The 19749-nt window shown below is 68.1% G+C and carries 13 protein-coding genes and 1 pseudogene; 10 read left to right on the forward strand and 4 right to left on the reverse strand.

Annotated features, from left to right (window positions below; genetic code table 11):
- Positions 1-36 precede the first annotated feature (36 nt).
- The 5 genes and pseudogenes from AB9O74_RS04550 to AB9O74_RS04570 all read left to right on the forward strand — a co-directional run bounded on the left by AB9O74_RS04550 (position 37) and on the right by AB9O74_RS04570 (position 6838).
- Positions 37-2226, forward strand: a complete 2190-nt coding sequence (locus AB9O74_RS04550; RefSeq protein WP_369348603.1) for a formylglycine-generating enzyme family protein — start codon at positions 37-39, stop codon at positions 2224-2226.
- On the forward strand, positions 2223-4088 hold the full coding sequence (locus AB9O74_RS04555; protein ID WP_369348604.1) for a glycoside hydrolase family 127 protein: 1866 nt from the start codon (positions 2223-2225) through the stop codon (positions 4086-4088). Before AB9O74_RS04550 ends, AB9O74_RS04555 begins: the two co-directional genes overlap by 4 nt.
- A gap of 137 nt (positions 4089-4225) precedes the next feature.
- Positions 4226-5362, forward strand: a pseudogene (locus tag AB9O74_RS04560) (CaiB/BaiF CoA transferase family protein); the annotation flags it as partial.
- A 27-nt stretch (positions 5363-5389) separates the two neighbouring features.
- Complete coding sequence (locus AB9O74_RS04565; RefSeq protein ID WP_369348741.1) at positions 5390-6346, forward strand: transaldolase; 957 nt, start codon at positions 5390-5392, stop codon at positions 6344-6346.
- Between the two features lie 129 nt (positions 6347-6475).
- Positions 6476-6838 carry a glycine zipper 2TM domain-containing protein gene (locus AB9O74_RS04570; protein WP_319210155.1) on the forward strand — a complete coding sequence of 121 codons (363 nt, stop codon included), beginning with the start codon at positions 6476-6478 and terminating at the stop codon, positions 6836-6838.
- 172 nt (positions 6839-7010) lie between these two features.
- Here AB9O74_RS04570 and fabR read toward each other — a convergent pair whose 3' ends face one another.
- Positions 7011-7673, reverse strand: coding sequence for an HTH-type transcriptional repressor FabR (gene fabR / locus AB9O74_RS04575; protein WP_026069985.1), 663 nt, complete (start codon positions 7671-7673; stop codon positions 7011-7013).
- A gap of 93 nt (positions 7674-7766) precedes the next feature.
- Between fabR and AB9O74_RS04580 the strand changes: the two genes are divergently transcribed.
- Both AB9O74_RS04580 and AB9O74_RS04585 read left to right on the forward strand, forming a co-directional pair.
- On the forward strand, positions 7767-8840 hold the full coding sequence (locus AB9O74_RS04580; RefSeq protein ID WP_369348605.1) for a ferredoxin reductase: 1074 nt from the start codon (positions 7767-7769) through the stop codon (positions 8838-8840).
- Positions 8841-8842: 2 nt separating this feature from the next.
- Entirely contained in the window at positions 8843-9976 is a 1134-nt protein-coding gene (locus AB9O74_RS04585) for an acyl-CoA desaturase (RefSeq protein ID WP_346492100.1), read from the forward strand.
- Here AB9O74_RS04585 and AB9O74_RS04590 read toward each other — a convergent pair whose 3' ends face one another.
- The 3 genes from AB9O74_RS04590 to AB9O74_RS04600 all read right to left on the reverse strand — a co-directional run bounded on the left by AB9O74_RS04590 (position 9977) and on the right by AB9O74_RS04600 (position 14141).
- Positions 9977-12148, reverse strand: coding sequence for a TonB-dependent receptor plug domain-containing protein (locus tag AB9O74_RS04590; RefSeq protein WP_369348606.1), 2172 nt, complete (start codon positions 12146-12148; stop codon positions 9977-9979).
- A gap of 110 nt (positions 12149-12258) precedes the next feature.
- Entirely contained in the window at positions 12259-13758 is a 1500-nt protein-coding gene (locus AB9O74_RS04595) for a peptidoglycan DD-metalloendopeptidase family protein (RefSeq protein WP_369348607.1), read from the reverse strand.
- Positions 13755-14141 carry a type III secretion system needle length determinant, SpaN/EivJ family gene (locus AB9O74_RS04600; protein WP_346492103.1) on the reverse strand — a complete coding sequence of 129 codons (387 nt, stop codon included), beginning with the start codon at positions 14139-14141 and terminating at the stop codon, positions 13755-13757. Before AB9O74_RS04600 ends, AB9O74_RS04595 begins: the two co-directional genes overlap by 4 nt.
- 262 nt (positions 14142-14403) lie before the next feature.
- Between AB9O74_RS04600 and AB9O74_RS04605 the strand changes: the two genes are divergently transcribed.
- From AB9O74_RS04605 to AB9O74_RS04615, 3 genes are all read left to right on the forward strand, one after another.
- A complete protein-coding gene (locus AB9O74_RS04605; RefSeq protein WP_369348608.1) occupies positions 14404-16338 on the forward strand; it encodes an oleate hydratase in 1935 nt (644 codons plus the stop codon).
- Positions 16339-16451: 113 nt separating this feature from the next.
- Positions 16452-17054 carry an ECF-type sigma factor gene (locus AB9O74_RS04610; RefSeq protein WP_369348609.1) on the forward strand — a complete coding sequence of 201 codons (603 nt, stop codon included), beginning with the start codon at positions 16452-16454 and terminating at the stop codon, positions 17052-17054.
- Positions 17051-19744 carry a tetratricopeptide repeat protein gene (locus AB9O74_RS04615; RefSeq protein ID WP_369348610.1) on the forward strand — a complete coding sequence of 898 codons (2694 nt, stop codon included), beginning with the start codon at positions 17051-17053 and terminating at the stop codon, positions 19742-19744. The genes AB9O74_RS04610 and AB9O74_RS04615 overlap by 4 nt, the downstream gene beginning before the upstream one ends.
- Positions 19745-19749 lie beyond the last annotated feature (5 nt).

Raw genomic sequence — 19749 nt, forward strand, 5'->3', positions numbered from 1 at the left:
GTACCTCCTTTCCGTTTCCTGCTGGATGCCTTGCCCATGACCACGCCGTATCAGAGCCCCGACTACGACACCGACGCAGCCGACTACGGGCGTGAGGCGATCCGCACCGAGTACAAGTTCTCGCACGTGACCACCGGGCGCTACCTGCCCACCCCGGGCAAGGCGCCGGCGTGGCCGTTCGCCGACATCGGCAGCTGGATGATCGATGCCAATGCCAGTGCGGGTGATTGGCTGGAAGAACTCAAGGACTGGCGCCGCGAGCATCTGGTCCGGATCGGCTATACCGACGTGAATTACCGCCGCCCGGAACTGCAGTGGGCGCAGCGCAACTTCGTGCATGCGCAGATGATGGTCGAGGACCGTTACTTCTTCGACGCGGCCACCGGGCAGTACACCGTCGATCGCTATCTGGACGATCTGACCGAACGGTTTGGCGGGCTGGACTCGGTGCTGATCTGGTACATCTACCCGAACATCGGCATCGATGACCGCAACCAGTTCGATCTGGCGCACGACATGCCCGGCGGCCTGGCGGGATTGCGAACCGCGGTGCAGGCCTTCCAGAAGCGCGGCGTCAAAGTGTTCCTGCCGGCCAAGCCGTGGGACCACGGCACCCGCGACCCGGGCGTGACGCACTGGGATGGGCTGGCCGAGATCGTCAAGGCGGTCGGTGCCGATGGCATCAACGGCGATACCTTCAACGGTGTGCCGCGGGCGTTCTTCGATGCCTGCGATGCGCGCGGCAACCCGGTGGTGGTGCAGCCCGAGTCCACCATCAGTTCCGAAGAGCAGCTGATCTGGAACGTGCAGAGCTGGGGCAAGAAGGCGCCCGATGGCCCGGTGCCGCCCGTCTCCAAGTGGAAGTGGCTGGAGCCCCGCCACATGGTCAACTACGAGAACCGCTGGGGCCGCAACCGCAATCACGACCTGCAGTACTGCTTCTTCAACGGCATCGGCTACAACGCCTGGGAGAACATCTGGGGCGTCTGGAACCAGTTCACCCCGCGCGATGGCGAGGCCCTGCGCCGGATCGCCACGCTGTACCGGCAGTTTCCGCAGCTGGTGGTCTCGATGGACTGGGAGCCGTACCAGGTCTGCCTGCAGGGCGGCATTTTCGCCAGTCGGTTCCCGGGCGAGGGCATCGTGCTGCACACGTTGATCAACCGTAACGAGTACGCCGTGGACGGTGAGCAGATTGCGCTGGCGCATGCGGACGGCACGCGTTACTACGATGCGTGGCATGGGTGCGCGTTGACGCCGCGGATCATCGACGGCGCGGCGTACATCGAGCTGCCGATGGAAGCGCGCGGATTTGGCGCGATCCTGAGTGTGGCTGCAGATACCGCGGTCGAGGGTCTGGACGATTTCCTCGCGGCGACCGCCGAGCGCGCACAGCAGCCCCTCAACAGCTACTCCGCCGCGTGGAAGGCCGCTCCGCAGGAGTTGCTGGCGATCGCGAGCACGCCCCCGCAGGCCGAAGCGCCGACCGGCATGGTCACGATCCCGGCCGGCGAGTTCCTGTTCCAGGTGGGCGGCATCGAGATCGAGGGTTTCACCTGGGCGGGCCTGGATGTGCAGTTCCCGTGGGAAGACTGCGCGCGCCGCCACCATCGCCGGCGCATGACGCTGGCGTCGTTCCATATCGATCGCCACCCGGTCACCAACGCGGCGTTCAAGCGCTTCCTTGATGCCAGCGGCTACCGGCCGGCCGATGATCACAACTTCCTGGCGGACTGGAAGGATGGCGCGCCGCGTGCGGGCTGGGACAACAAGCCGGTGACCTGGGTCTCGATCGAGGACGCGCGTGCGTACGCCGCCTGGGCCGGCAAGCGGCTGCCGCATGCGTGGGAATGGCAGTACGCCGCGCAGGGCACGGACGGGCGACTGTATCCGTGGGGCAACGCGTGGGATGCGGCGTGCGTGCCGCGCGTCAATCGTGGCCGTCGCCTCACCCCGCCAGCCGATGTCGATGCACATCCGCAGGGCGCCAGCCCGTTCGGGGTGCAGGATCTGGTCGGCAATGTGTGGCAATGGACCGATGAATTCAGCGATGCGCACACCCGCGCGGCCGTACTGCGTGGCGGCAGCAGCTATCAGCCGCAGACCTCGCACTGGTACTTCCCGCAGGCCTACCGACTGGACCAGCATGGCAAGTACCTGCTGATGGGACCGTCCAAGGACCGTTCCGGCACGGTCGGCTTCCGTTGCGTGGTGGATGTGGCATGAGCCGTCTGCATCCCGCCGCCCGCGGCATGACGCTGGTCCCGCCGCAGCAGGTCACCTTGCAGGGTGTGCTGGGCGATGCCTTGGCAGCCAACCGCAGCGGGCGCCTGAGCACGTTCGTCGTTGATGAGCACAGCGCGCCGATCAGCATCTTCAGCCAGGCGCACAAGCACCAGAACCATGAAGGCGACTGGTACGGCGAACATGCCGGGAAATGGCTGTCGGCCACCGCACGCGCAGTGGCGCAGGGCGGACAGCCGCGGCTGGAGGCTTCGCTGCGCCGCGTCGCCGACTGGTTGATCAGCCAGCAGGACGACGACGGCTATCTTGGCAACTATGCGGCCGAGCGCCGCTTCACGGTGCCGCAGCCGCCCAGGCCGGAGAGCTGGAACGGCGAGCCGGCACTGCGCACCTGGGACATCTGGACCCACAGCTATCTGATCCTCGGCTTCCTGGAAACGTGGCGCGCGCTGGGCAACGCGGCCTATCTGCAGGCCGCGTGCCGGATCGCGGACCTGTGCTGGCAGGCGCTGGAGTCCGGGATCGACATCACCACCCTGGGCAATCATCACGGCATGTCCGCCACGGTGCTGCTGGATCCAGCGGCCGATCTCTACCTGGTCACGGGTGAGCCGCGCTACCTGGCGCTGGCCGAGCGCATCCTGGCGCAGGCCAATGCCAATCCGCGGCTGGCGCTGCTGGACAAGGCGCTGGCCGGCGAGGATGCGGCGTTCATCGCCACGGGCAAGGCCTACCAGCTCAGCTGGAACCTGGTCGGGCTGGCCAAGCTGTACAAGGCCACCGGGCATGCCGACCATCGCCAGGCCCTCGATCATCTCTGGCACAACATCCGCGAGCAGCACCTCACCCTGGGTGGCGGGCCGTGGGGCGGGGTGGCGCACCGATCGCGTGAAGTGTTCAATGCGCCGCGCACGTTCTTCCCGCAGGCCTATGTCGAGACCTGCTCGGTGCTGGCGTGGATGCAGCTCAACCGCGAACTGCTGGCCATTACCGGCCATGCACGCTACGCCGACGAACTGGAGCGCACCGCCTACAACGATCTGCTGGCGGCGATGGCCCCCAATGGCGAGGACTGGTGCTATTACACCTATCCCAATGGCCGGCGCGTGCACACCACGTATTGGCGCTGCTGCAAGTCCAGCGGTGCGATGGCGGTGGAAGAGCTGCCGCAGGTGGCCTATGGCATCGCGGCCGATGGCGGGCTGCGGGTCAACCTCTACGGGCCGGGGGAAGCCACGTTGCTGCATGCGCAGGCTGGCGCGGTGACCCTGCTGCAGGCAACCCGATTCCCCTTCGACGGAACGGTGACGATCACCGTGCTGCCGGAATGCATCGCAGCCTTCGGTATCGGCGTGCGGATTCCGGACTGGACCACGGGCGCGCGCATCGAGGTCAACGGGCAGCCCGTGGCGGCCGAGGCGGGTGCGGACGGGTTCGTGCAGGTGCAGAGGACCTGGCAGTCCGGCGACACCCTGCGGGTGCACCTGCCGATGCAGCCGCGCCTGCACCGGGCGGCCAACATCAACGTGCAGGAATCGCGTGCGCCGGATGGCGCGCCGGTGGCGCAGGAGGTACTGCGTTGGGAGTACGTGGGGCTGAGCTACGGGCCGCTGGTGTATGCCACCGGTCTGATTGACGGCTACAAGACGGACGAGACGGTACGACTGCCTGACCTGCCGCCCTCGCAGTGGCTGCAGGTGGGTGAGGATGGCGGCGAGGGTGCGTCGATCACCCTGCAGCTGGACTGCCGTGGCCCCCTGATGTTCGAGCCCTACTACCGATGCGGTGGCCGCGATCATGGCAGCTGGCGACTGAGCTGGCTGTCGCTGGCGCCATCGGACTGACGGCATGGCGATGTTCGGCGGCCACGCAGCCGCCGACGCCGCAGCGTGCTTTTTGTCCACGCAGAACATACCCACACGATCTGTTTCTTCCCGTTGGCCAGGAGGAAACTTCCCTCAAGGTATCGAGTGTATTGACCATGACCGGAAGCAACCCCAGTTCTCCATTCGCCATTGCCCAGCGGGAGGGCGCCATCGGGCCGTTGAGCGGCATCCGCGTGCTGGACCTGAGCGCCTACATCGCCGGCCCCTACGGCTGCACGCTGCTGGCCGACCAGGGCGCGGAGGTGATCAAGGTGGAGCCGCCGGTCGGCGACAACCTGCGCCGCTATCCGTCCACGCTGGAGGCGGAGAGCCGGGCGTTCCTCGGCGTGAACCGGTCCAAGCGGGGCGTGGTGCTGGATCTGAAGCAGCCCGACCAGCGTGCGGTGCTGATGCGCCTGGTGCGCGAGGCCGACGTACTGGTCCACAACTTCCGGCCCAGCGTGCCGGTGCGCCTGGGTATCGATTTTGACAGCCTGCACAAGCTCAACCCGCGCCTGGTGTACTGCTCGGTCACCGGCTATGGCGAGCAGGGGCCACTGAAGGACAAGGCCGGCTACGACCAGGTGCTGCAGACCATGACTGGCATGTGCACGATGCAGGGCAAGACGGGCGGCGCTCCGGAGATCCTCTATGGCTCGGTCGTCGATTACTACGCGGCGGCGCTGGTGGCGGCCGGTGTGTCGTCGGCCCTGTACGAGCGCGAGCGCAGTGGCGAGGGCCAGTTCGTCGGGGTGTCGCTGCTGCGCAGTGCGCTGACGATGCAGTCGGCGCGGATGATCTGGGCCGAGGGCGAGCCGGAGGGGGTGGGTCGCGATATGCGCTCTGGCGGTGTCACCGGCATCCATCCCACCGCGGACGGGTATCTGTACATCTCGGCCAATACGCCGCGCTTCTGGCAGGCCCTGTGCGAGCGGATCGGGCTGCCGGAGCTGGCCGCTGACGTGCGCTATGACACGGTGCGCAAGCGTGCCACGCATGCCGAGGTACTGCTGCCGCAGCTGCACGCGGCACTGGCCGTACGCAGTGCACTGGCGTGGGAGGCGTTGTTCGGTGAAGAGGTTCCCTGCGCGGCCGCGCGCCAGGTGGAGGATATGTTCGACCACCCACAGGTGCTGGCCGAGGCGATGATCACGTCGCTGCCGCATCCGCTGCTCGGCAGCTATCGCGGCATCACCCGGCCGATCGTGTTCGGCCGCACGCCTGGCCCCGAGCCGTTCGCGGCACCGGTGTTCGACCAGGATACGGCGGCGGTCGGTGCGATGGCGTCGCTGTCGAAACTCTCCCAGCTGCGTGATCTGTCCGTGGTGGTTGCCGATACCGGCGATGTCGAAGCGATCAAGCGCTTGAAGCCGGTCGACTGCACGACCAATCCCACCCTGGTGAAGAAGGCGCTGGATCTGCCGGTGTACGCCGATCTGATCGACAGCGCATTGGCCTGGGGCCGCGAGCAGGGTGGCGAGCGCGAGACCATCGTGCACGCGGTGGCGGATCGCCTGACCGTGGGCGTGGGTACGCTGCTCAGCACGCTGGTGCCGGGCCGGGTCTCGACCGAGGTCGATGCGGACCAAGCGCACGATACGGCGGCGACGGTGGCCAAGGCGCGCCAGTTCATCGCGATGTACGAAGCGGCCGGCGTGCCGCGCAGCAAGGTGCTGATCAAGATCGCGGCGACCTGGGCAGGCGTGGAGGCGGCACGCCAGCTGCAGGCCGAGGGGATCGACTGCAACCTGACGCTGATCTTCAACCCGACCCAGGCGTTGGCCTGCAGCGAGGCCGGGGCGTTCCTGATTTCGCCGTTCGTCGGCCGCATCCTGGACTGGTATGTGGCCAACGGGCAGGCGCCGGCGACCATCGACGAAGACCCGGGCGTGGTGTTCGTGCGCGGGGTGTACGCGGAGTTCAAGCGTCGCGGTTCGCCGACGGTGGTGATGGGCGCGTCGTTCCGTTCGACGGCGCAGATCGAGGCACTGGCGGGCTGTGATCGTCTGACGATCTCGCCGGAGCTGTTGGAGAAGCTGGACGCCGATCACGGTGAGCTGCCGCGCAGGCTGGTGGCCGGTGCAGCCGAATCCGTCCAGGTGACACCGATCGATGGCGCGCGGTTTGCGGCGGATCTGGCGGCCGACCCGATGGCGACGGAGAAGCTGGCAAGCGGCATCGATGCGTTCGCCAAGGATCTGGAGGCGTTGCGGCAGACGATCCGCGAGCGGCTGTAAGTGGTCATCCGCTCTCTGGCTGCCTCCTGAACCAATGCAAGGGCCTTGACGCGGCCTCCACCTGAATTCACCCGGGCTTGGCACCGGCAGGCAGACACTCGGTCCATGTTCCATAAACAGGGATCGACCATGAAGACGAGCATCCGCGTGTTGTGCCTGGGCAGTTTGCTGGCGGTGTCGGCCGTTGCCGGCGCACAGACTTACGGCCCCAAGGACGAAGGACGCCGCTTCAACGACGGCAGCAAGGTTGTCTGCCATAACGTCGAGGTCCAGCGTAATTCGAGGGATCCCAACCGCATCACCGGCACCGCGACCGGTGCAGTGGTGGGCGGCCTCCTGGGCAACCAGGTTGGCGGCGGCAACGGCAAGAAACTGGCCACGGTCGCCGGTGCGGTTGCAGGCGGCGCCGCCGGGCGCCAGATCCAGGGCAACCAGCAGTCCAAGAATGGCGACCGCGTGGTCGAGCGCCGCTGCGAGCGCCAGTACCGCTGATCCATCCCTGTCCTGATCGATCCCCACATGGGGGCGACGGTTGAGGGAAGGGGAAGTGCAGAATGAGATGGCGGCCTCCGGGCCGCCATTTCGTTTTGCCTTCTCTGCCACCCGGTTGCAGCATCCCTCGTACGTCTGCGCACGTTCCCGCGTATATCGAGGCGAGGGCGGATCAGCGCAGCGGCGGACTGCCGGCCAGCGTCCGTGCGCCGGTGATGATCATCCGCAGCATCTGGGTCAGCTGTTCGATCAGCTCCGGATCCTTCTCCGGCGGCAGGTCGACCGCGGTCGCCCCCATCGCGAACACCAGGCGGGTGATCGCCTTGGAGGCCAGGGCCGGCTCGTGCAGCCGCGCACCATCGGCGGCGGCCAGGCGGATCAGATCGACCCGCAGTTCGTCTTCGAAATAATTCAGCTCGCGATCGACGGCGTGCTTGAACGCATCCGAGCCGGCCGTGCCCTCGCGCAGCAGCACGTGCAGCAGGCGGTCGTCGGCACGCAGCTGTTCCATGAAGGTCTCCACCGAGAGCCGGATCACGCTGCGATCGGAGGAGGCCGCGCGCTGGCGGGCCTCGCCGATGATGGTGCGCAGCGAACGCCCGGCCAGGTCGATCAGCGCTACGGTCAGCTCGTCCATGTCGCGGAACTGACGGTAGAACGAGTTCGGGGCGATCCCGGCTTCACGCGCGACCTCGCGCAGGCTCAGCGTGGAGACGCTGCGGTGCGGCCCGATCAGGGCCAATGCCGCGGCCAGCAGATCCTCGCGTGAGATCGAGGCTTTGCGCGCGGGATGGGCGTCGTCGGAGGCGGGCAGGGGCAGGTCTGGGGAGGTCATCGGGGGCAGGGGAGTCAAGTCCCTGAATCATAGCCCGTCCCGACTATATACAACTGTATACACAGTCGTATGCTCGGCCGTATAGTGCGCAGCATGAGCACCGTCCCGCGCATCGCCGCCCGCCGTCACGCCGCCAGCCCCCGCCGCTGGGTCTCCGAGGAGCTGTTCGACTTCTGGGGCACCCGCCTGCATCCGCTGTGGACCCTGCGTCGCCCGTTGGCACGGCTGGTGTCGCGCACCGCCGAGAGCGCGGATGCCGTCACCCTGGTGCTCAAACCCAACCGCCATTTCCGCGGCCTGCTGCCGGGCCAGCACATCACCCTGGGCGTGGAGGTCGACGGCCGTCGGCTGTCGCGCAGCTACAGCCCCACCGCGCTGGCCGATGGCCGGCTGGCGATCACCGTCAAGGCGATCGCCGGCGGCGCTGTCAGCCAGCACCTGGCCCGGGCCGCTGTGATCGGAGACGTGTTCGAACTCGGCCAGGCGTTCGGTGAGATGACCCTGCCCGCAGCGCACGGCGAGCGCCTGTTGCTGCTGGCAGCCGGCAGCGGCATCACCCCGATGCGCGCCCTGCTGCGCCAACTCGACGTCTCCGGCATGTCGGCGCCGGTGGACCTGGTGTACTGGGCGCGCCGCCGCGAGGAACTGTGTTTCGCCGAGGAGCTGGCAGCGCTCGCCGCACGGCATCCCTCGTTCTCGCTGCATATCGCGTTGACCCGCGATCCGGCCGCACCGGCCCCGCGCGTGGACGCGTTCGCGTTCGAGGCGCTGGGTGACCTGGGCAGTGCGCGTACCCTGGTGTGCGGCCCCGGCGGGTTTGTCGACGCCGCGCAGGCCCGCCTGCAGGGCCGTGTCGCCTCGCTGCAGTCCGAAGCCTTCACCCCGCCGGTCCTGCCGGCGGCGGAAACGGGCACCGTGCAGGTCGAGCTGCGTCGCAGCGGCCGCACGCTGGCCCTGCCGCGGGGCACCTCGCTGCTGCAGGCGCTGGAAGCCGAAGGGCTGCGGCCGGCCAGTGGCTGCCGCATGGGCATCTGCAATACCTGTGTCTGCGGCAAGGTGTCCGGCGTCACCCGCCACACCCTGACCGGCGAGCACGCGGCCGAACCGGCCACGCAAGTGAAGCTGTGCGTGAACAGCGCCAGCACCGACCTGATCCTGGAGCTGTGACCATGTCTTCCGTGCACAACCGCGCGCTGTCCCCGGCCGAACTGCAGGCTTTCGGCGATGAACTCGATGCACTGCGCGCGCGCCAGCTGGCCACGCTCGGTGCGCGCGACGCGCGCTACATCCGCCGCGTCGTTGCCGCCGTACGCTGGACCGGCGTGGCCGGCCGTGCGCTGCTGTTCCTCGGTGCGTTCGTGCACAGCGTGCTGATCCCGGCGTGGATCGCCGGCGTGGTGATGCTGGCGCTGTCCAAGATCCTGGAGAACATGGAGCTGGCGCACAACGTCATCCACGGCCAGTACGACTGGATGGGCGATCCGCAGCTGCAGGGCAGCACCTACGAGTGGGACATCGTCGGTACCGCCGACGCCTGGCGCAAGACGCACAACTTCCGCCATCACACCTACACCAATGTGCGCGGGCTGGACGACGATATCGGCTATGGCCTGCTGCGCATCTTCCCCGAGCAGCGCTGGCGCCCGTTCTACCTGATGCAGCCGGTGGTCGCGGTGGTGTTCGCGCTGCTGTTCGAGTGGGGCATCGCCATACAGGACCTGCGCCTGGGCCGCGTGTTCGCCGGCAAGATGACGCTGCGCCAGCTGGGGACGCAGTTCCGCCCGGTCGGCCGCAAGATGGGCAAGCAGATGTTCAAGGACTACCTGCTGTTCCCGGCGCTGGCCGGCCCGTTCTTCCTGCCGGTGCTGCTGGGCAATGTGGCGGCCAACCTGATCCGCAACGTGTGGACCTACGTGATCATTTTCTGCGGTCATTTCACCGCGGACGCGGAGACCTTCCCGAAGGAATGCGTGCGCGATGAAAGCCGCGGCCACTGGTACCTGCGCCAGCTGCGCGGCTCGTCCAACCTGACCGGTGGCAAGCTGATGAACGTCATGTCGGGCAATCTCAGCCACCAGATCGAACACCACTTCTACCCGGATATCCCGGCCAACCGCTACGCCGCGGTCGCGGTCGAGGTGAAGGAGATCTGCGCGCGTTACGGCCAGCACTACAACACCGGTTCGCTGCCGCGCCAGTTCGGCCAGGTGATGTGGCGGATCGTGCGCCATGCCTTCCCGAGCAGGCCGGGCCGCGCGCGTGCGCTGCCGGCGGTAGGCGAGGCGAGTCGCCAGCCGGGCTGATCAGAGAGGGAGTTCGAGCTGGAGGCGCAGCAGCGGCGAAGCCCTGCGTTGCCGCCGCAGCTGCTCGGTGCCTTCGTCGCTGATCCGCGATTGCCCGGTGTGCAGCGACGGGTGCAGCGTGTTGTTGAGGCTCAGCCGTAGTTTGCTGCCTGCGCGCAGCGACCACAGCGAATACAGGTCCAGCTCGCGTGCGTAGGCGCTGGTCTCGAACTGTCCGGGACTGACCTGCACCGAACCGCCGGTCCGGTAGGTGTAACTGCCGCCGACCGTCCAGCCGGTGCGGATCAGATAGTCCGCGCCCAGCGTGCTGCTGAAGCGCACCTGCTCATCGAGGCGGTTGTCCGGACCGGGCACATCGTCCACGCGCGAATCGTTGGCCGTCGCATTGAAGCGGAGCGCTACATCCGGCGCAGCGGCGATCACCTGCGGCAGGCGCAACGCGGTATCCATCTCCACGCCCCAGGTCATCGCGGTGCCGCCGTTCACCGGCGAGGCCACCCAGCGCCCGTCCTGCAGATGCGTCTCGGTGCGGATCACCTCCGTGATCCGCCGCACATAGCCCCCCACACTCAGCTGCGCGCCTTCCTTGCCGTAGGTCTCGTAGGACAGGTCCAGCCCGGTCGCCAGCTCCGGGCGCAGCGCAGGGTTGCCGCGTTCGTCGGGATTGAGCGGGCGGTTGTTGGTGGAGGTGTACGGACGGGGGATCAGCGATGCCAGCGTGGGCGAGCGGTAGGTGCGGGTGAGCGCGACGCGCAGCTGATCGCTCGTGGTGCCGGGGATTTTCCAGAGCGACTGCAGCACAGGCGACAGTATCTGCTCGCGCCGATGGATGCCGCTGAATCCGCTGCCTTCACTACGCGTATCGATCTGCTCCCAACGCGCCCCGGCATAGACCGACCAGCGCTCGCTGAGGGTGACGTCGTCCTGGGCATAGAGCGCCAGCCGCCGGATGCGGGCGTCGAAGGCCAGGTCACTGAACCACTCCGCTTCCCCGCCGACCGGCAGCAGGTGCTGCACCCGCGACTCGTCACGACGGTCTTCGCTGCCTTCCCAACCGAGCTGCAGCGCATGGCGCCCGCGGGATGGCAGCGTGTATTTTCCGGTGCTGTTGAGGTCGCGCACGCTCAGCCGCGCATTGGTGTGGTCGTCCAGGTTCTGTTGCCCCTCCGGTGACCGACCCTGCTCGCGGTAGGCATAGCGCTCGCGGTTGCCGCCGAGGCGCAGTCTGGTGGTGAATGTGCCGCCCTGTTCGAAGGCGCGCGTCCACGTCACGCTGCCGTTGGCCTGGGCGACATCGATGCGCGTGCGTTGTTGATACCGACTCGTCCGCAGTGGCGCGCCGAGTGTGCTGATCCAGTCGATGTCAGTGACGCGGTTGAACCGGCTGGCATCGACGAGGCCCTGCAACGCAAGCGTGTCACCGTTCTCCAGCGTGGCTTCCAGGCTGGGGGCCAGCGAGAGCACATCGCGGTTCCCGCCCGCGCGCAGGGTGGTGTCGCGCAGCACGGTCGGGGTTCCCTCCGGGTCCCACGCGCGTTCGGTGCCGGTTTCCTCGACGAGGAACTCGCGACGCGATGCGGTCGCCGTGATCGCACTGCTGCGATGTCCGGCGCGCCGGTTGCGCTGCCAGCTGGCCGAGGGCGTGTTGCGGCCATTGCTACTGCCCCAGGCCACCGTCAGCTGGTCGGCATCCGTGCGTGCACCGGCGGCCAGCACGATGTTGATCGAGCCGGCGATCGCTTCGCCACGCTGGTCGGCGGTCGGGGCGCGGATGATCTCCACCCGCTCGACCATCTCCGGCGTGAGCGAATCCAGATCGAAGCCGGTGGGCGCTTTCTGGCCATTGAGCAGGATCTGGGTGTAGCCCGCGCCCAACCCTCGCAGCGACAGCGCGCCGCTGCGACCGGGGGCGGCGGTGCCGACGGTGATGCCCGGCAGGCGTTTGAGCGCATCGACCAGGCCGGGGTCGCCGTACTGGCGCAGCGCCGCGGCGCCGATCACGATCCGGGTGGCGGTGTCGTCGCGGCGGATGTCGTAGGCCTGCGCCTGCACCTGTACGGTATCCAGCGCGGTGGTCGGCGGAGTCGCTGGCGCGGGGAGTGACTGCGCAGCGCTCGGGAACGCGGTGCATAGCGGGGCCAGGGCCAGGGCGATGCGGAACGAAGAAGTCATGGGCGATCCGTGCAGACGGGCCAGGTACGCATTTCGCCGGGCAACACGCGCCCCTCCTGTGGCCAGGAAAACGAAATGCAGCGGTGGTTTCGGGGGAGCGGCTTAGCGGGTCATGGCAGGTGCGCCTGCGGATCGACGCGCTCACCGTTGCGCAGCATTTCCAGATGCAGGTGCGGGCCGGTCACGCGCCCGGTGCTGCCGACCCGTGCGATCTGCTCGCCGGCATGTACCTGCTGGCCGACCGCCACATCGGCACTCTGCAGGTGGGCGTACAGCGTCTGCCACCCCTGGCCGTGGTCGATCACCACCACCGTGCCGTACTGCGGGCCATCGGGGTAGGCGGTCGTTGCTGCCACGACGCGGCCGTCCGCCGGCGCCAGCACTGGCGTGCCCGGGCGCGCACCGAAATCGGTGCCGCGATGCGGGCGCTGACGGATGCTGCCGGTATCGCCGAAGCGACCCGTGATCCGCGGGGTGACCAATGGCGCCTGGAACAGGATCTCGATGGGGGTGTTGCCCATCGGCGGCAGCGGCAATGCGGCGTGGGTGGTCGAGCTCAACGCCGGGGCACTCGAGGCGGCAGGGCCTTGCAGCGGTCGCGCGGTGCTGGCCTGCATCACCATCAGCGCGCAGCCGATGATCAGTGCGATGCCCAGCAGCATGGCACCTCGTGATCCCGACAGTGGCCTTGCAGCATCGCCATGCAGCATGTGGCGGATGCGGATCTCATGCCCGGCCAGATCGCGGTGGGTCAGTGCGGTGGAGGGCCTGTGGGCCGCCGTGGAAAGTCGCAGCGTGCGTACGTAGGCTGCAGCGAACTCGCGCCCGCCGTGGGCATCACCGGCGAGTGCATGTGCATCACAGCGCAGCTCTGCCGCCAGCTGCACACGCGCACCGATCCGCGCCAGGAACGGGTTGAACCACAGGAGCGCATTGAACACCGCCATCAGCCCGGCGCGTTGGGGATCGCAGCGCATCAGGTGAGCAGCTTCATGGCCGAGGATCAGGCACAGGGCGCGATCATCCAGCGCTTGCAGTGCCGAGGCCGGAAGCACGATCAAGGGCCGAGGCCAGCGCACCGCGAACGGGCTCACCGGCAACGTGCTGAGCCGGCAGGCGATGCCGGCCGACCGCAGCCGAAGCGCTGAAGCCCGACTGCGCGGGCCTGGCCAGGCTTCCGGCGCGATCGGCGTAGTCGCGCGGCACAGCCGGCCCGTCGCCCGCGTGCCGAGCAGGACGCGCAGCAATGCGACACCAACGCCGATCAGGTAGAGCGCGGCCAGCAACGTGGCGGTGGCCGGACGCGTCCAGCCGGACGCCATTACGGTCCGGTCTGTCGCACCGGAATCGTCCAGGTCCAGCGCGAGCGGCAAGGGCATGCTCAACGCCGTTGGCAATGAGACGAGCGGTGCGGGCGCCCACAGCGCCAGTACTGCCGACAGCAGCACCGGCATCACGGCCAGCAGCCACAGCCCCATCCAGTAGCCCTGCGCGGCGTGGGAGAGACCCAGCCGCCGGTGGAGACGTTGGCCGGCGGCCCACGCGAGCCAGCCACCGGCCAAGGCGCCGGCCCCATGCACCACCCAGAACCCGAGCGTCGGCAGGGTCATGCCGGGTCATCCTGGGCAGGCGCGCGCAGCAGGGCATCGAGCTGCTGAAGTTCCTGCTCGCTGAGCAGGCGGCTGTCGGCGAAGGCCTGCGCCGGCAATGCGCCGTCGAGCTCCAGCACCCGGCGCGCGAAGTCGGTGCTGAGCGCGGCCAGCGTGGCGACCTTGCCCACCTTCGCGCGGTACATGTTCAAGCCGTGCTCGACGGTTTCCTCGACCAGACCTTTGTCGACCATGCGTTCCAAGGTCTTGCGGGTGGAGGAATAGGACCAGTCCAGCGTGGCCACCGCACCGTTGTGCACTTCGCGCGCGCTGCAGGCGCCTTGGCGCCAGAGCGCTTTGAGCAGTTCCAGCTCGGCATTGGAGGGGGTAGGCAGTGCGGACATGAGACTCCAGGTGTGGCGAGGTGTCGCAAGTGTGCGACACATGTCGCACGCGATGCAACAGGTCGGTCATTGATGCGGATCAATGCCGTCACAGGTGGGGTGGGTACCATCCCTCCTGTGCAGCGCGGTGCCAGGAGGGGGCCGTGAGCGGTAAGGAAGCCGTGCTGCCGGCATCCGGATGACCCGGTGCCGCCCGTGGGTTCATCGCAAAAGGAGACGTGATATGGCTGTCGAGCAACACGGCGCACACCGGACATCGGTGATGGATAAAGAACCCGATGCCACCGCTGGCTACTGGTCCAATCGGCCCGCGAACACGCTGCCGCCGCCGGACATGATGGGCGCCTACATGCGCAATCGCCCGGTCGCACCGGCCGGCGTGGCGAATCGCAAGGCGTGGATCATCGGCACCGGTATTGCCGGCCTGGCCGCGGCGTTCTATCTGATCCGCGATGGCGGCATGCCGGCGGCGAACATCACCCTGATCGACAGCCTGGACATCGAAGGCGGTTCGCTCGATGGCGCCGGTGACCCCGAGCAGGGCTACCTCGTCCGCGGCGGCCGCGAGATGAACTGGAACTACGACAATTTCTGGGACATGTTCCAGGACGTGCCGGCGCTGGAACTGCCTGCCGGCTACAGCGTGCTCGACGAGTACCGGGCGGTGAACGACAACGATCCGAACTACTCCAAGGCCCGGCTGATGCACCAGCAGGGAAAGATCCAGGATTTCTCCACGTTCGGGCTCAGCAAGCCGCAGCAGTGGGAGCTGGTCAAGCTGCTGCTCAAGCGCAAGGAAGACCTGGACGATGTGACCATCGAGGACTACTTCAGCGAGGGATTCCTGCAGAGCAACTTCTGGTTCTTCTGGCGCTCGATGTTCGCCTTCGAGAACTGGCAGAGCCTGCTGGAGATGAAGCTGTACATGCATCGCTTCCTGGATGCCATCGACGGATTGAACGACATGTCCGCGCTGGTGTTCCCGAAGTACAACCAGTACGAAAGCTTCGTCAAACCGCTGGTGAAGATGCTGCGTGCGCAGGGGGTGCAGGTCACCTTCGGCACCCGCGTGTACGACCTGGACATGCGCGTGGACGGCGAAGCCCGTACCGTCACCGGGCTGCGCTGCCGGGTGGGTGGCAACGACACGCTGCTGCCGGTGGCCGACGGCGATCTGGTGTTCGCCCTGACCGGTTCGATGACCGAGGGCACCGCCTACGGCGACATGGACACGGTGCCGGTGCTGCAGCGTCCGCGCGAAACCCCCGGGCCGGACAGTGACTGGGCCCTGTGGCGCAACCTCGCCGCACAGTCGCCGATCTTCGGCAGACCGGAGAAATTCCACGGGGACATCGACCGTTCGATGTGGGAGTCGGCCACGCTGACCTGCCGCCCCTCGCCACTGGTGGACAAGATCAAGGAACTCTCGGTCAACGACCCGTACTCGGGCAGGACCGTGACCGGCGGCGTGATCACCTTCACTGATTCCACCTGGGTGCTGAGCTTCACCGTCAACCGCCAGCCGCACTTCGTGGACCAGCCCAAGGACGTGCTGGTGGTGTGGGTGTATGCGCTGCTGATGGACCAGAACGGCAACCACGTGGCCAAGCCGATGCCAGCCTGTACCGGCCGCGAAATCCTGGCCGAGCTGAGCTACCACCTGGGCATCGTCGATCAGCTTGATGAGATCGTCGCCAGCACCAAGGTGCGCACCGCGCTGATGCCCTACATCACCGCGCAGTTCATGCCGCGCGCCGCCGGCGATCGCCCGCACGTGGTCCCGCAGGGCTGCACCAATCTGGGCCTGCTGGGGCAGTTCGTGGAGACCCGCAACGATGTGGTGTTCACCATGGAAAGTTCGGTACGCACCGCACGCGTGGCGGTGTACACGCTGCTGGACCTGCCCAAGCAGGTGCCGGACCTGAGCCCGACCCAGTACGACATCCGCAACCTGATCAAGGCGGCGCGTGCGCTCAACAACAACGAACCCTTCCCGGGCGAGCGACTGTTGCGGCGGGTACTCGACAAGACCTACTTCGCGCACATCCTGCCGCCGCTGCCGGACACCGAACGCAGCCGGACCGGCTTCATGGAAGAGGAGGTGTCCTGGCTGGTCGGCAAGGGCGGCAGCGCGTTGAAGGATCTCTCCACGCGGCTGGAAACGCTGCGCGAGAACCTGGCCAAGCGCGGGAAGTAGCCCGGCTCCGGTGCCGCGGTGATGGAGATCGCCGCGGCACCGCCGCCCCATGTGGATAGGGATCGGCGATACTGCAGGCTGATCGCCTGCTGTGATGCACGGACCCGCCCCACATGTCTTTTGACGCGACACCTCCAGCGGCCGAGCGCCAGGATGTCACTCGTCTGCTGCGTCGCTGGAGCGAGCAGCAGGACATCGCCGCCCGCGATCAACTGCTGGCGCTGCTGTATGCGCAGCTGCGTGGCATGGCCGTGGCGCGGCTGGGCACTCCCCAGGATGGCGTGCTGCAGCCGACCGTGCTCGTGCACGAGGCCCTGATGCGGATGATCGGTGGGGAGATCGGCTACCGCGATCGCGTGCATTTCCTCTCGTTGGCGGCGCTGAAGATGCGCAGCGTGCTGGTGGATCACGCACGCGCGATGGCTGCTTCCAAGCGGGGTGGAGGTGCGATCAACCTGACCCTGTCGTATGCCGACCAGGAAGCCAGCCCCGATGACGATGCCTTCGAAGTGCTGGCCCTGAACCGCGCGCTGGAGCAACTGGCCGCCTTGGATGAGCGCGCCGCGCGCACCGTGGAATGGATGTACTTCGGTGGGATGAGCCGTGAAGAGATTGCCCTGGCGCTGGAGGTGTCGGTGCCCACGGTCGATCGCGATCTGCGGTTTGCCAAGGCGTGGTTGAACCGGCATCTGGCTGGGCCGGCCACGCGCGCATGACGGGCCCGGACCGCTGGCAGACGGTGCGCGGGCTGTTCGACGCGGTCTGCGATCTGCCCGAGGCGCGCTGGCGCCCGGCGCTGGGTGAGCTGTGCGATGACCCGGCCGCGATCGACGAAACGCTGCACCTGCTGCGCGCGCAGACCACCGACCTGGGCCGGGCCGAGCACGCGCTTGCCGCCGTGATGGCCGCGATGGATGATCCGGCCGCCTTGGTCGGGCAGCGGCTTGGCCCGTGGCGCCTGAGCCGGTTGCTGGCCGTCGGCGGAATGGGGGCGGTGTTCCTGGCCGAGCGCGCCGATGCGCTGTACCGGCGCGAGGTGGCGATCAAGCTGATCCGCCGCGCCTACGATCCGGTACTGGCCGCGCGGCTGGCCAGTGAAAGCCAGATCCTGGCCGACCTGCAGCACCCGCATATCGCCCGGCTGTATGACGTGGGCGTGGCCGAGGGCGGCCAGCCCTATCTGGTCATGGAATACGTGCAGGGTGAACCGCTGGACGACGCCTGTCGCACGCTGGCGCTGGATCTGCCCGCACGCCTGCGCCTGTTGGTGCAGATCTGCGGCGCGGTACAGGCCGCACATTCCCAATCGGTGGTGCACTGCGACCTCAAGCCCGCCAACGTATTGGTACGACCCGACGGCCAGCCGGTCCTGCTGGATTTCGGCATCGCGCATCTGCTCGGTGACGCCAACGATGCCGCGCCATTCCTCACCCCGGCGTATGCCAGCCCCGAGCGCCTGGCAGGGCGCCCAGCCAGTGTGGTGGGCGATGTCTACAGTCTGGGCGTGATGCTGGAGGCACTGCTGCAGGCCACGCCGCCGCCGGCGCGCGGCGTACCCGCCGACCTGCTGGCGGTCGCGGCCAAGGCCGCCGCCGCGGACCCGGCCGAACGTTATGCCTCTGCCGACGCACTCGCCGAGGATGTTGAACGGTATCTGGCACACCGCCCGGTGCGCGCGCGTCGGCCCAGCCGCTGGCATCGTGCGCGCCTGCTGCTGCGGCGGCAATGGCGCGCGAGTGTGATCGTCGCGCTGGTGGCGGTGATGGTGCTGGCCTTCGTGCTGCGCTTGAGCGAGGCGCGTCGGCAGGCCGAGCAGAATGCGGTGGCTGCCGCCGGCATCGCCGATGTGCTGGTGGCCGCCTTCGACGCGGCCGATCCCGGCCTGCGCCACGGTACGCCGATGACCGCGCGTGAGGTGCTCGATCTGGGCGCACGCCGGCTCGAGCAGGACCGCACCGTGTCGCCTGCGCTGCGCGCACGGATGCAGGCTGCATTGGGGCGCGCCTACCAGAACCTTGGCCAACCGCAGGATGCCGAGGCTCTGCTCCGGGACAGCGTGGAGGGGCTGGTGCACACGCGCGCCGCGCCGCATGAGATCGCCGACGCCCGCGCCAGTCTGGCGGTGCAACTGCTCAGCGCCGGGCGTGAGAAGGAGGCGCTGGACAATGCAGAGGGCGCGTTGGGCCTGCTTGAGCAGGACGATGCCCCGGCAGTGCGGGTGAAAGCCCTGAACGCACGGGGCCTGGCCCAGGCGCAGCTGGAGCAGCCGGCTGCGGCGGAACACTCCTTCCGCTCCGCGCTGGCGTTGAGCCGGCGTGGAAACGGTGCGCCGCTCCAGCGCGGCGGCCTGGCGGCGATGGCCAACCTCGGCGATCTGTACCGGAGCCAGGGTGAGCTGGACAAGGCCGACGCGATCCTGCGCGAGGGTCTGGCCGAGGCATCGCGCGAGCCTGGTGTGCAGGGGGCCGAGTACCAGCGGGTCCTGCGGGCGCTGTCCTCGACGCTGCTCAACCAGGGACGTATCGATGAAGCGCTGGCGCTGGCCGAGCGCGGCTTCGCGCTTACACGGCAGATGTTCGGCGCGGGCAGCAGCTACACGGCTTCGGCCGAAGCCGCGCTGGCCGGACAGTATCTCGATCTTGGCCGCTACCAGGCGGCCGATCAGCACTTCCGCAACAGCCTGCAGACCAGCGCCGCGGTGGATGGCGTGGACAGCCGCGCCTACGCGGTCAAACAGTATGCGCATGGCCTGATGGAGGAAGCCCGCGGCGACTACGTGCAGGCCGAGCAGAACTACCGCGCTGCGCTGGCGCGCTATCGGGCGCTGCTCGGGCCCGAGCACGCCGACACCCTCGACGTGGACATGGTGCTGGCCCGGTTGCTGCTGCGTACCGACCGCACGGACGAGGCGCAGGCACCGCTGCAGCAGGTGGCCGCCCTGTGGCGGCGCGAACTCCCGCCCGAGTCGCCGCAGCTGCTGGTGCTGCGCCTGGTCGAGATTGAATGGCTGACCCGCGCCGGACAGCATGCCGAGGCCGCCCGGGCCCTGGCCGCGTTCGGCCAGGCCCATCCGAGCCTGCCCCCGTGGCTGGGGCTGCGGCTGCAGATGCAGCAGGCACTGCTTGCCCAGCGCCGTGATGATCCCGCGGCAGTGCCGCTGTCAGCCCAGCTGGTGGATACATTCGCTGGTTTGTACGGGGCTGATTCCACGGCCACCGCCAAGTGGCGTATCCCGCTGGCGGAGGCATTGTTCGCCAACGGCGATGGCGCTGGCGCCCGCGCCCAGATCGCCCGGGCCCGGCCGCACCTGGTGGAACTGGCGCCGACGTCGGAATTCCTGAGTCGCATCCAGGGATTGGAGCAGCGCATGGCGGATCACGACGCGGGTCTGTCCGGGAGGCGATAGTTTTG

Source organism: Stenotrophomonas sp. JAG2, from assembly GCF_041080745.1.
GTDB lineage: Bacteria > Pseudomonadota > Gammaproteobacteria > Xanthomonadales > Xanthomonadaceae > Stenotrophomonas > Stenotrophomonas maltophilia_AA.

What these genes read in the sequence shown, in the direction of transcription:
- AB9O74_RS04580 (WP_369348605.1), top strand. Translation starts at nt 7,767, where the DNA reads ATGAGCACCGTCCCGCGCATCGCCGCCCGCCGTCACGCCGCCAGCCCC.
- AB9O74_RS04610 (WP_369348609.1), top strand. Translation starts at nt 16,452, where the DNA reads ATGTCTTTTGACGCGACACCTCCAGCGGCCGAGCGCCAGGATGTCACT.
- AB9O74_RS04605 (WP_369348608.1), top strand. Translation starts at nt 14,404, where the DNA reads ATGGATAAAGAACCCGATGCCACCGCTGGCTACTGGTCCAATCGGCCC.
- AB9O74_RS04555 (WP_369348604.1), top strand. Translation starts at nt 2,223, where the DNA reads ATGAGCCGTCTGCATCCCGCCGCCCGCGGCATGACGCTGGTCCCGCCG.
- AB9O74_RS04570 (WP_319210155.1), top strand. Translation starts at nt 6,476, where the DNA reads ATGAAGACGAGCATCCGCGTGTTGTGCCTGGGCAGTTTGCTGGCGGTG.
- AB9O74_RS04590 (WP_369348606.1), bottom strand. Translation starts at nt 12,148, where the DNA reads ATGACTTCTTCGTTCCGCATCGCCCTGGCCCTGGCCCCGCTATGCACC.
- AB9O74_RS04600 (WP_346492103.1), bottom strand. Translation starts at nt 14,141, where the DNA reads ATGTCCGCACTGCCTACCCCCTCCAATGCCGAGCTGGAACTGCTCAAA.
- AB9O74_RS04585 (WP_346492100.1), top strand. Translation starts at nt 8,843, where the DNA reads ATGTCTTCCGTGCACAACCGCGCGCTGTCCCCGGCCGAACTGCAGGCT.
- AB9O74_RS04615 (WP_369348610.1), top strand. Translation starts at nt 17,051, where the DNA reads ATGACGGGCCCGGACCGCTGGCAGACGGTGCGCGGGCTGTTCGACGCG.
- AB9O74_RS04565 (WP_369348741.1), top strand. Translation starts at nt 5,390, where the DNA reads ATGGCGTCGCTGTCGAAACTCTCCCAGCTGCGTGATCTGTCCGTGGTG.
- AB9O74_RS04550 (WP_369348603.1), top strand. Translation starts at nt 37, where the DNA reads ATGACCACGCCGTATCAGAGCCCCGACTACGACACCGACGCAGCCGAC.
- fabR (WP_026069985.1), bottom strand. Translation starts at nt 7,673, where the DNA reads ATGACCTCCCCAGACCTGCCCCTGCCCGCCTCCGACGACGCCCATCCC.
- AB9O74_RS04595 (WP_369348607.1), bottom strand. Translation starts at nt 13,758, where the DNA reads ATGACCCTGCCGACGCTCGGGTTCTGGGTGGTGCATGGGGCCGGCGCC.